The sequence below is a fragment of the Aeromonas sp. QDB30 genome (assembly GCF_027707645.1).
Taxonomy (GTDB): domain Bacteria; phylum Pseudomonadota; class Gammaproteobacteria; order Enterobacterales; family Aeromonadaceae; genus Aeromonas; species Aeromonas caviae.
This window is the reverse complement of record NZ_JAPCIY010000006.1, coordinates 87,084-98,477: the sequence shown is the minus strand read 5'-3', so window position 1 is coordinate 98,477 and position 11,394 is coordinate 87,084. Positions and strand designations below refer to the sequence as shown.

At 63.9% G+C, this 11,394-nt stretch carries 9 protein-coding genes and 3 tRNA genes; 5 read left to right on the top strand and 7 right to left on the bottom strand.

The window, feature by feature from the left end:
• Positions 1-44 precede the first annotated feature (44 nt).
• Entirely contained in the window at positions 45-458 is a 414-nt protein-coding gene (locus tag PG896_RS03300) for a hypothetical protein (RefSeq protein WP_270835375.1), read from the bottom strand.
• Between the two features lie 446 nt (positions 459-904).
• Between PG896_RS03300 and PG896_RS03295 the strand changes: the two genes are divergently transcribed.
• The 3 genes from PG896_RS03295 to PG896_RS03285 all read left to right on the top strand — a co-directional run bounded on the left by PG896_RS03295 (position 905) and on the right by PG896_RS03285 (position 1,295).
• Positions 905-981 (top strand) — tRNA-Val (locus tag PG896_RS03295).
• 121 nt (positions 982-1,102) lie between these two features.
• Positions 1,103-1,179 (top strand) — tRNA-Val (locus tag PG896_RS03290).
• Between the two features lie 39 nt (positions 1,180-1,218).
• Positions 1,219-1,295: transfer RNA gene (locus PG896_RS03285), tRNA-Val, on the top strand.
• A gap of 140 nt (positions 1,296-1,435) precedes the next feature.
• Here the strand turns inward: PG896_RS03285 and PG896_RS03280 are convergent.
• Positions 1,436-3,838 (bottom strand): DNA polymerase II, encoded by a 2,403-nt coding sequence (locus tag PG896_RS03280; RefSeq protein WP_270835374.1) that lies wholly within the window; start codon positions 3,836-3,838, stop codon positions 1,436-1,438.
• Positions 3,839-4,077: 239 nt separating this feature from the next.
• On the opposite strand from PG896_RS03280, the gene PG896_RS03275 reads away from it, so the two are divergent.
• Positions 4,078-4,956 carry a pirin family protein gene (locus tag PG896_RS03275; RefSeq protein ID WP_201872779.1) on the top strand — a complete coding sequence of 293 codons (879 nt, stop codon included), beginning with the start codon at positions 4,078-4,080 and terminating at the stop codon, positions 4,954-4,956.
• 60 nt (positions 4,957-5,016) lie between these two features.
• Here PG896_RS03275 and PG896_RS03270 read toward each other — a convergent pair whose 3' ends face one another.
• From PG896_RS03270 to PG896_RS03255, 4 genes are all read right to left on the bottom strand, one after another.
• The gene (locus PG896_RS03270) at positions 5,017-5,877 is read right to left on the bottom strand and encodes a PA4780 family RIO1-like protein kinase (protein WP_029314478.1); all 861 of its coding nucleotides are present in this window, start codon (positions 5,875-5,877) and stop codon (positions 5,017-5,019) included.
• 96 nt (positions 5,878-5,973) lie between these two features.
• Positions 5,974-6,969 carry an LpxL/LpxP family acyltransferase gene (locus PG896_RS03265; protein WP_049636402.1) on the bottom strand — a complete coding sequence of 332 codons (996 nt, stop codon included), beginning with the start codon at positions 6,967-6,969 and terminating at the stop codon, positions 5,974-5,976.
• Between the two features lie 154 nt (positions 6,970-7,123).
• Positions 7,124-8,113 carry a lipid A biosynthesis (KDO)2-(lauroyl)-lipid IVA acyltransferase gene (locus PG896_RS03260; protein ID WP_045524804.1) on the bottom strand — a complete coding sequence of 330 codons (990 nt, stop codon included), beginning with the start codon at positions 8,111-8,113 and terminating at the stop codon, positions 7,124-7,126.
• A gap of 220 nt (positions 8,114-8,333) precedes the next feature.
• The gene (locus PG896_RS03255; protein WP_049636403.1) at positions 8,334-9,314 is read right to left on the bottom strand and encodes a TDT family transporter; all 981 of its coding nucleotides are present in this window, start codon (positions 9,312-9,314) and stop codon (positions 8,334-8,336) included.
• Positions 9,315-9,417: 103 nt separating this feature from the next.
• Here PG896_RS03255 and PG896_RS03250 point away from each other — a divergent pair, with 103 nt between their 5' ends.
• Positions 9,418-10,302, top strand: coding sequence for a LysR substrate-binding domain-containing protein (locus PG896_RS03250; RefSeq protein ID WP_201872781.1), 885 nt, complete (start codon positions 9,418-9,420; stop codon positions 10,300-10,302).
• Positions 10,303-10,387: 85 nt separating this feature from the next.
• On the opposite strand, the gene PG896_RS03245 is transcribed toward PG896_RS03250, so the two are convergent.
• Positions 10,388-11,365 (bottom strand): Gfo/Idh/MocA family protein, encoded by a 978-nt coding sequence (locus tag PG896_RS03245; protein WP_010674620.1) that lies wholly within the window; start codon positions 11,363-11,365, stop codon positions 10,388-10,390.
• Positions 11,366-11,394: the final 29 nt, after the last annotated feature.

Below are 11,394 nucleotides of genomic sequence, written 5' to 3'. Positions count from 1 at the left end.
TAGGCAGAGAAAATCCAAGCAAAACAACACGTTAGACGGTATTATTAATTCGCTTGCCGCTTAAGGTTCTGTACATGACTGATCTCTAACCATCCGCACAGATCGGCCTTAGTACGCAATTGCGGAAACAGTTGCTGCCACTTATCCGATCCAAACAGGCTGGACTCAGCTCTGCAGTCAAACCAGGCGTGGAGATAATCTGCAATTGTCGCGGTGGAGTGAGTAAAGCATTCCCGCAGCAGAGACCTACTGAGTTCATGCAGCAGAAGCAATTCACGCAAATCCGGTTTGGGTGCTTTATCCAACAAAAATATCTGCACCGCTGCTATTGGTTTACTGGTTGCTTGTTGCTGTAGCAGCCGGTGATACGTGAAAATGCCGGCGACCACAGCAACCTTTTCACTCCCTTTTGGACGGTATCCCATAATTGGACTCTGTATGCTATCGAGAACAGCCATGCCATGATCCTCTGCAGTGCAGGGTAAAGACCGCCCCCTTAACGCCGCGACAATAGCTCCACGAGCGAGCACCTTCTCGCATACACGATCCAGTATTAATGTTGATAACGGTACTAACTCGAACTGCCCTCTCTCCCGCAATCGCTCGCAGTACTGTGCAAACTCAGAACGCCCCATATGAAGCTCTCCTCAGCCGAGGTGGTGGTCACTTTGGAAACATCGTATTTGTGCCTATCTTGTGCCAATATTGTTCATGAATCCAATAAAAAGGCCACATAAACTCGCATAGCCCGAGCCGAAGCCCGAGCTCATCCTATTGATTTATTGGGTTTTATATTGATTTACTATGATTTTGATGTTATTGGTACACTTAGGTGAATCGTCTTGACATGGTGGGGGTCGGTGGTTCGAATCCACTAGGACGCACCATCACGAAACCCTGTTATGCGTCCTTAGCTCAGCTGGTTAGAGCATCACCTTGACATGGTGGGGGTCGGTGGTTCGAATCCACTAGGACGCACCATAACGGTTTGAATAAATTGCAGATATGAATTTGATGTGGGTTTATAGCTCAGTCGGTTAGAACAGTACTTTGACATGGCGTAGGCAATGTCGTTGGTTCGAATTCGGTTGAACACAGATGTGGGTTTATAGCTCAGTTGGTTAGAGCACTACCTTGACATGGTAGGGGTCGTTGGTTCGAATCCAATTAAACCCACCACTCCCCTGCAATGACACACAAAGTCGCCTTGCGCACCCTGCGTCCTTAGCTCAGCTGGTTAGAGCATCACCTTGACATGGTGGGGGTCGGTGGTTCGAATCCACTAGGACGCACCAGATTTGAAAAGCCCGCTTGATAGCGGGCTTTTTGCATTGGTCGGCTCTGACATCCGCTCTCCCCCGTCATCTGCCTCCTGTCCCCTCTGGCCCACGGGCAGCCATTGTCGTGCCATGGCCGCCGCGTTTACCTCGCTTCGTCAGAAGAGATCGAGCTGCTGGCCGCAGATCCGCTCGAACGACTCCCCCACAAAGGGAAGGATGGCGTCGGCGATGGGCCTGAGCTGCTTGTCGATGTAGTGCTCGTAGTCGACGGCGCTGCGCCGGTACTCCAAAGGCTCGGGGCCGTTCAGGGTCATCAGGTAGGCGATGGTGCCCCTGTGCTGATAACGCTGGGGCAGGCCGCGGCGCAGATTCTCCTCATCCGCCAGGCGCGCCGCCCGCACATGGGGCGGCACGTTCTTCTGATACTCCTCGAGTTTCTGGCGCAGCCGCTTGCGGTAGATGAGCAGATCGTCGTGACGGCCGGCCCGGGTCTCGTCCACCATGGTGCGCACATAACTGCTGGGATCCTGGTCGTGGAACACCATTTCGTAGAGCCGGGTCTGGAATGCCTTGGCAAGGGGTGTCCAGTCGGTGCGCACCGTCTCCAGCCCCTTGAACACCAGGTGCTCCCCTTCCCCTTCGCCCACCAGTCCCGCATAGCGTTTCTTGCTCCCCTTCTCCAGCCCGCGAATGGTGGGCATCAGGAAACGGCGGTAGTGGGTCTCGTACTGGATCTCCAGATGGCTCGGCAGGTCGAACTCCCGCCTGATCAGCGCGGCCCAGTTGTCGTTGATCATCTTCGCCAGTCGCTGGCCAATCTCGTCCGCCTGTTCGAGACGGATATCGCTCCCCAGGTGCACGAAGGTGGAGTCGGTATCCCCATAGATCACCTCGAACCCTTCTGCCTCTATCCACTCCCGGGTCTGCTGCATGATGCCGTGGCCCCGCAAGGTGATGGAGGAGGCGAGCCTCGGGTCATAGAAGCGGCAGCCCCCCGACCCCAGCACCCCGTAGAAGGAGTTCATGATGATCTTGATGGCCTGGGAGAGGGCCTTGTTACTGGCGGCCTTGGCCCGATCCCGCGCCGCCCAGAGGGTGGCGATGAGATCCGGCAGGAAGTGGCGGGTTCGGGAGAACAGGGCGCCGCGAAAGCCTGGAATGGCGTTATCCGGGTGTTTGAGCCCCTCCACCAGCCCCATGGGGTCGATGCAGAAGGTGCGGATGATGCTGGGATAGAGGCTCTTGAAGTCGAGCACCAGCACGTGGCGATAGAGCCCCGGCTTGGAGTCCATCACATAGCCGCCGGGGCTTGCGAGCCCGCCGTCTGCCGGCAGGTTGGGCGCCACATAGCCACCGCGGTGCAGCCGTGGCAGATAGAGGTTGGTGAACGCCGCCACCGACCCGCCCACCCGGTCGAGCTCAAGACCGGTGAGGGAGGCGCGCTCGATGGCGAAGGGGATGAGGTGGCAGAAATCGAAGATCTCCCACACCAGCCTGCAATCTTCCAGGTTGTAGCGGGCCAGCGCCTCCTTGTCGGAGTGGAACAGCTCGGTGATCTTCTCCCCCCGGTTGGCCACGTCCTCGATGTCCTTGCCCCGCCCGAGCAGCTCGCTCGCCACCGCATCCAGGCTGTAGCTCGGGAACTGCCAGGTGGCGCTCTTGAGGGTATCGATGCCGTCCAGCACCATGCGCCCCGGGATGATGACGTTGCCGCTCTGGGGGTCGTTTCGGGACGAGCGCCAGAAGCAGAGCTCCCGCCCGCGCCCGAGCCGCAACCACCGCTTGTGGAGTTCGGCGCGGCGCAGCAGCAGGCGAAAGTCGAAATTCACCACGTTCCAGCCGATGACGAGATCGGGATCGTGCAGGCTGAACCAGCCCTCCAGGGCAGCGAGCAGGGCGGGCTCGTCCGCCACCCACTCGACGTGGGTCTCCCAGTCCTGCGAGCCCGGCTCCGGGGCACCAATCATGATGACCCGCGCGTCCTCTTCGCTATGGAGCCCCACCGAGAAGAGGGTGCCATCCATGGCGCACTCCACGTCCAGGGAGACCCAGGAGAGGGTCGGCGTCACCGCCTGCGGCGCACAGCGCGCCTCGTTTACCTCCCAGTAACCCTGCCTGCCCCCCTTTCGCCTCGCCTTGCCGTCAAAGCGCATCCCGGCGGTGATGAAGCGCTCCATGAGAAAGCGCTCGGGCAGGCGGATATCCGCCTCGAAGTGCTCCAATCCGCGGATGAGCAGCAGCTCGATGGCGCGGTGAAAGGCGCTCAGGGTGGCAAAGTAGCAGCCCACCACCCGGCTCCCCTCGAAGGTGTGCATGGGGAGGCGGCGAAAACGCCCCCTCACCCCGGCCCCCTTGAAGAGCTCTGCCGCCTCCTCCAGGTGGCGTTCCGGCAGGAAGAAGACCGGCTCCTGCCCCGGCACCACCACCCGTACCGGTCCCTGTGCGCTCCAGAGCCACATCACGATCTCGGTACGCCCCTGCACATCCCGACCATGGCGGGTCAGGATGAAGCCGTCGAGCGGCGGGGTCACGGGAGGGAGGGGCTGGATGTCGGTCATGCAGGTGGTCGGGCTCAAGAGTGGGATGGGAGTATTGTACGTTCATACAGTACCCGGCTGCAATTGCCGGGCTGGGCCCTCAGGGCAGGCGCTGTGCCCCGTCTTTGCCATCCGGCGCCGGATTGGGGCATAGTAACCTCGACATCACTCACCGGCACCGGGCGAGACGGCATGTCCAACTCCCGGCAGACGCTGCGGCCTGCGCGCGCGCCAACCTTTTCCTCGACAAGGAGCACCCCATGACACAACAGTGGCAACGCATTGCCTCCCGCCTCACCGATGTGGGCGGCATCCCGGTGGCTCGCGCCATCCCGGTCAAGGAGCGGCGCACCATCGGGCCCTGGTGTTTTCTCGATCATATCGGCCCGACCCGCTTTGCCCCCGGCGCCCCCGGCATGGATGTGGGGCCCCACCCCCACATCGCCCTGCAGACCTTCACCTGGATGCTGGAGGGGGAGATCCTCCACCGGGACAGCCTGGGCAGCAAGCAGGTGATCCGTCCGGGCCAGGTGAACCTGATGACCGCAGGACGGGGCATCGCCCACACCGAGGAGTCGGTCCCGAACCAGCCCGATCTGCACGCCGCCCAGCTCTGGATAGCCCTGCCCGAGGCGGATCAGCATACCCCGCCCCGCTTCGATCACTACCCGACGCTCCCCCGCTGGCAGCAAGGGGAGATCACCCTCACCCTGCTCATCGGCGAGCACGGCAGCCAGCGCGCCCCCACCCTGCACTTCTCCCCCATTCTGGGGCTGGATCTGCACGCCCCCGAGGGAGGCGAGATCACCCTCCCCCTGGACCTCGCCTTCGAGCACGGCCTCTTTCCCCTCGCGGGGGAGACCATCGTCGCAGGGGAGGCCCTGGCCCCGGAGCAGCTGCTCTACCTGCCCCCCGGCAACCGGGAGGTGGCGCTGACCCTGCGCCCGGGCGCCCGGCTGCTGCTCATCGGCGGCGAGCCCCTGCCCAGACCGCTGCAGATCTGGTGGAACTTCGTGAGCGTCGACAAGGAGGCCATTCGCACCGCCGCCGCCGACTGGGAGAGCGGTCATCCGCGCTTTGGCGAGGTGACGGGTTACCAGGGGCCCCGTCTCAAGGCACCGCCCCTGACCGGACTCTGAGCCAGAGTTCCAAAACAAAAGAGCGCCCATGGCGCTCTTGTTGATTGGAATGAAGGCCCGTCAGGACTCCTCTTCCTGCTCCGCCTGCAACCTGGCCCGGCGGGCCATGGCCTCCTCCTGGGCACTCTCTATCTCGTGCAGCACGCCATCCAGATCGATGGCCTCCCGGCTCTCTTCGAACAGGCCGGTGAGCTCGGTCTCGGGGCCCAGCTTGCCATCCTCGAACAAGGACCACATCTCCCGGGCATACCGGGTCTTGAGCAGCTCGGGGGCATACATGCCGTAGTAGTTGCGCATGTTGTCGACATCCCGCTCCAGCATGGCCCTGGCCTGGTTGTTGGCGGCGGCATCCACCACCTGGGGCAGGTCGATGATGACGGGCCCCTCTTCGTCCACCAGCACGTTGAACTCCGAGAGATCCCCGTGAATGAGCCCGGCGCAGAGCATGCGCACCACGTAGCGGATCACCTTGCCATGATCCACCAGAGCCTGCTCACGGGTCAGGGCCACGTCGTTGAGACGGGGAGCGACGTTGCCGTCGGCGTCGGTGATGAGCTCCATCAGCAGCACGCCATCGAGGCAGACATAGGGCCTGGGCACCCGCACCCCGGCCGCCGCCAGCTTGAACAGGGCATCCACCTCGGTGTTCTGCCACACCTCTTCGTGCTGCTTGCGACCGTACTTGGAGCCCTTCTCCATGGCGCGGGCATCGCGGCTGCTGCGTACCCGCCGCCCTTCCTGATAGACCACGGCCTGCTTGAAGCTGCGCTTTGACGCCTCTTTGTAGACCTTGGCGCAGCGGATCTCGTCGCCGCAGCGCACCACATAGACGTCGGCCTCTTTGCCGCTCATCAGCCGGCTGATGACATCGTCCACCAGGCCGTCATCAACCAGAGGTTGGATTCGATTTGGAATTTTCATGACCGCCCTTTTACCCTATTTTTGCACCTTGTTTGCACCTGTTTGCTGGTGGCCTGCCACCCCTGTCAGAAACGGCCCGCAAGGGGGCCGTGTCGATCAAGGTTCCGGTGGCAGCCCCTGGCGGATGCGGCGGATCCCCGCCTCGTAGAGACCGTCCTCGCCCTGATCGTGCTCCTGGGTTTCGAAGATCTTGAGAAACCACATGTACTGCTCGGGGAAGCGGCCAAGCTGCTGCTCCACCATGCGGTTCATCTGGTTGACGTCCGCCACCAGATCCGCGGTGGGATAAGGGTCGAACGGCGCCTCGATCTCCAGCCGGTAGCCCCCCTGATCCTCGTCGTAGCAGGCCAGAATGGGCACGGCGCGGGCACCGGTCAGCTTCACCAGCTTGGGCAGGGCCGGCAGGGTCGCCTTGGGGTGGTTGAAGAAGGGCACGAAGAGGCTCGCCTCCCGGCCGTGATCCTGATCCGGCAGATAGAAGAAGCTGTCGCCGCTGCGCAGGGCCTTGATGGCGGGCTTGATGCCGACGCTGCGCTCGTAGATACGCCCGCCCTTGCTGCGCTCGCGGTTGATATACCAGTCGAACACCGCATCCTTGGGGCTTTTCATCATGGTGCACATCTTGATCCCCTGGAGGGGGAAGTAGCGGCCAATCATGTCCACCGCCCAGGTGTGGGGCACCACGAAGATCATGGGGCGACCGGCTGCCCGCTCCGCTTCCACGTGCTCCCAGCCGCTCACCTTGACGCGCCCCTTGAGGAAGTCGGGGCTGCGCCAGGTCAGCTCGCCAAAGCCCAGGAAGGTCTTGAGCCCCACCCGGATGGATTTCAGCAGCAGGGCCTGACGGCCCGCCTCGTCGAGATGGGGGAAGCAGATCTTGAGGTTGGTGTCGGCGATGTAGGCCTGCTTCGTGGAGACGCGCAGCAGCAGGGGGGCCAGGTAGTCGGCCAGCTTGTCCCGTGCCCTTGCCGGCACCCAGGCCAGCAGGGAGAGCAGGGCGACGGCCAGCCAGCTGCCCCATAGACGGGGGTGCAGCAGGCGCGGATGAAAAGAGGTATCAAACACCGGATCTTGTGCGGACATGGTCGCCATCGAATCATCAAAACAGACCGTCATTTTAGTGATCCTGACAACTTTTTCTACCCTGCCCTGCACAGCGCCACCGCGCCAAGTCACTGATCAGACAAGTTAGAAATAAAAAGTGGCCCGCTTGGGGCCACATTTTTGCACCGGGTGAGCGCAAGGCTCAGGGATGAGGAGCAAGGCCCCGGCGGATGCGCCGGATCCCCTCTTCGTAGAGGCCATCCGGCCCCACCTGATCCTCACGGGTGTCGAAGATCTTGAGGAACCACATGTACTGGCCCGGGTGGCGGCAGAGCTGGCGCTCCACGCTGTCGTTCATGCGGCAGGTATCCGCCATCAGATCCGCGCTCGGGTAGTCGGCGTAGGGAGCCTCGACCTCCAGCCGGTAGCCGTGCGCCTGCTCGTCATAGCAGGCCAGCACCGGCAGGGCCCGGGCACCGGTCAGCTTCACCAGCCGTGGCAGGGCCGGCAACGTCGCCTTGGGGTGGTTGAAGAAGGGGGCAAACAGGCTCGCCTCCCGGCCGTGATCCTGATCCGGCAGATAGAAGAAGCTCAGACCGGATTTCACCGCCTTGATCACCGGCTTGATGCCGGCGCTGCGCTCATAGACGCGGCAGCCGTGCCGGGCCCGCGCGCCGTTGATGTGCCAGTCGAACACCGGGTTGCGGGCGCTCTTCATCATGGTGCACATGGGCAGGCCCCGCTGGGCGAAGTAGTAGCCCGCCGCATCGATGGGCCAGCTGTGGGGCACCACCAGGATCACCGGTCGGCCAGCGGCCTGCTCCGCCTCGATATGTTCCCAGCCGCTGACCTGGATCCGCCCCATCACGTGGGCGGGGCTGCGCCAGGTGAACTCGCCAAAGCCCAGCAGGCTCTTGAGGCCGACCCGGATGGAGGTCATCAGGATGGCCTCCCGCTCGGCCTCGCTCTTCTCCTTGAAGCAGATGGCGAGGTTGGTCCTGGCGATGTAGATCTGCTTCTTCGAGATGGCGCATACCAGGGGCGTCAGAGCATCGGCCAGGCGATCCCGCCAGCGCGGGGGCACGAAGGCGAGCACACCGATGGCGCCGAGGGCGAGCCAGCTCAACCAGTAACGGGGGTGCAGCAGACGAGGCTGGAATCGGGCGTCAAACACGGGATCAGATGAGGACATGGGGCACGACAAAACAATGGGAAGATAAAGTGGCGCGTATCGTGACAGGTATTACCAGTTAACGCCAACTGAATGTCGCCTGTATGGGCAACTATTTAAGCCACTTCACGGATTGACAAAATTAATCTGCTTCATTTGATTCCCCTCTGCGTCACTGCATCACGAACGGCAGACCCCGCACGGGCGGGGTCGATGACGAGGGGGGATGAAAACCTTGTGCCTAGCGGCGTGCAGGCTGCCCCGGCAGGTCATCCTGCACGACCGGCAGGAAGAACATCAGGTAACGCAGGGCCACGTAACCCACCACCAGGGTGGCCACCCCCAGCTCCAGATAGGCCAGCTGATGGAGCTGCTCGGCATAACGGGCCGCCTGTGGCCACTGCGACAGCAGGTGACTCACCTTGAACAGGGCGGTGGCCCCGATCACCAGGGGGAAGGTGAAAGCGGCGTAACCCGGCGAGAACGGCAGGCGCAGCAGCTTGATGAAGGCCAGGTAGATGATGCCGGTCATCAGCACGGCGATCCCGAGCAGCACCGCCACCAGCAGCAGGGAGGGGTCCTGGCTCACGGTGAGGTAGCCGGCCAGCGACAGGCTCGCCGGGGCGGCCAGGATGGCGATGGTTGGCTTGGCGGCATCCGGCACCTCGTGGCTGAAGATGAGGCGATAGAGCATCAGCGGCAGCATCAGGCCGTAACAGGCCATGCCGAACCAGAGCAGGCCGGTGGCCAGGGATGCGAAGGGACCGCCCGGGTAGGCCACGTCAGCCACGATGATCCCCACCGGCGGCACGAACCAGCTCGGCACCATGTGATGGATTTCAAACGCTCTGGCCCTGTGCCAGACGAAGGTGGTGAGGAAGACGAGGTGGATGATGACCGCAAACAGCCAGAGCCCCTGCCCCAGGGTCGGGGCGAGCAGGCCGACCGCCTTGGAGACCACCATGGTCCCCATGGCGTAGGTGGGCACCACGCTGCCCACCACGGGATGGGCGAGATCCTGCCACAGCAGGCGCGGGTGGATCAGGAACTTGAAGGTCAGGACGAGGAGCAGCACGGCGGCGATGGCGGCCCCCAGCAGTTGCAGACGGCCATCGAACTGACCGGCATTTTCCCAGCACCAGCCGAGGCTGGCGATCCCGAGTGCCAGACCGGCCATGGGGGTCGGGGCGGCGGCCAGGGAGCGGCGGGTTCTTGCGATCATGGCGGATACCCTCTTGATGATGACGATGGGCATAGGATAAAGGGGGTCTATCGTTTACGATATCTAAATGAATTGAACTTAGCGTTTAGGAAAATCAAACGATATGAAGCTCACCCTGCAACAACTCAAGGTGTTTGCCACCATCGCCCGCCACGGCAACCTGGGGGGCGCCGCCAATGAACTCTGCCTGAGCAAGGGGGCCGTCTCCCAGTCGCTGCAGGAGCTGGAGCGCCAGCTCGCCACGCCCCTGTTCGATCGGGTGCACCCGAGGCTTCAGCTCAACAGCGAGGGGCGCCTGCTGCAACCGGCCGCCGAGGAGCTGCTGACCCGGATGCAGGAGATAGAGCAGCTCTTCAGCCCCGATGCCGAGCCGAGCGGCCAGCTGCACCTCGGGGCCAGCCAGACCATCGGCAACTACCTGCTGCCCGCCCTGCTGGCGGAGGGGGCCCAGGAGCTGGGGGTCGCCCCCAGGGTCACCATCGCCAACACCCACCTCCTGTGCCATGCCCTCGCCCACTTCGAACTGGATCTCGCCCTCATCGAGGGGGAGAACCACCACCCGGACCTGGTGAGCGAACCCTGGCTGGAGGACGAGATGCTCATCATCGCCGCCCCCGGTCACCCCCTGGCGGATCAGCTCGAGCTGCCCCTGCGCCGGCTTGCCGGGGAAACCTGGGTGCTGCGCGAGGCGCAATCCGGCAGCCGCGAGCAGTTCGAGCAGCAGCTCCAGCCCCACCTGCCCCGCTGGCAGGCGGGGATAGAGCTCAATACCCTGGAGGCGGTGATGCTGGCGGTGGAGAAGGGGCTCGGCATCTCCTTCATCTCCCGCCTCGCGGTGGCGGATCGGCTGGCACAGGGGCGCCTGGTTGCCCTCACCCCGAGTCGCCGCTTCCCCCGCCAGCTCTCCCTCGTCTGGCACAAGCAGAAGTTCCACTCCGCCGCCCTGCGCCGCTTCCTGGCCTTCTGCCGCGCCCAGACCCTGGCGTGAGAACCCCTTCGGATACGACAAGGGCGCCATTGGCGCCCTTGTCGTTCAGCCGATGCTCCCCTCGACCCTCAGCCCTTCCCCGGCCTCAGCCGGCGAGTCCCCCTTCAATCCAGCCGAGCACCTGCCGGGTCACGGCCTGGGGCACCCAGGGGGAGTCCAGCAGCCGGTGGCGCAGGCAATCGGCGAAGTGATCCGCCTCGTGCTGCATGCCGCCCCCCTCCACCGGCAGATAGATGTCCGCCGGCCAGATGACGGGGGCAGGCCCCCCTTGCCAGCGAATGTGCTGGGGATTCCACCACTTGCCCTCGATGACCAGGCGCCACCCCTCCCCGGACAAGGACGCTTCCCGCTCGAGATCCTCGATGATGGAGGCCCCGAGCTCGGCCCGAAACGGCTCATCGAACGTGAAGCTGGCGGTGAGATCCACCTCCCCCGGAGCCCGCGTCAGCGTCACCTCGGGGGCGGGGCAGCCCAGCCCCAGCCGATGGCAGAGGGCGGCATGGAGCCAGAGGGGATAGACCCCCACGTCCCAGGCGGCGCCGCCGTCGAGGGCAGGATCGAACAGCTTGCCCACCCTGGGCTGGGTCGAACCGAACGCCGCCCGCAGCTCGCGCGGCGGCGGCAGCAGGGGCAGGCGCTGCAACAGGGCGCGCATGGCGGGGAAGCACATCACCTTCATGGCCTCGAGCAGCAGCAGGCCCCGTGCGTGGGCGAGCGCCACCAGGGCGTCCCAATCCGCCACCCGGGTCACCGCCGGTTTTTCCACCAGTACGTGCTTGCCCGCCAGCAGCATCTGCCTCACCAGGCCCGCGTGCTCCGGGTGGATGACCGCCACATAGACGGCCTCCACCTCGGGGCTGGCGGCCAGGGCCTCATAGCTGCCATAGGCGTGGGGCAGCCCCAGATCCCGGGCGAACTCGTCCGCCCGTCCCTGGTCCCGGGCGGCGATGGCCACCACCTCGGCTCCCCTGGCGTGCCCGTTCACATCGCGGCAAAAACGCCGGGCGATGGCCCCCGCCCCGGCAATGCCAAAGCGCAGGGGCGCCCTTGTCTCGTCGTGCATCGTCTCTCCTTGCTACCCAATGGTGGACC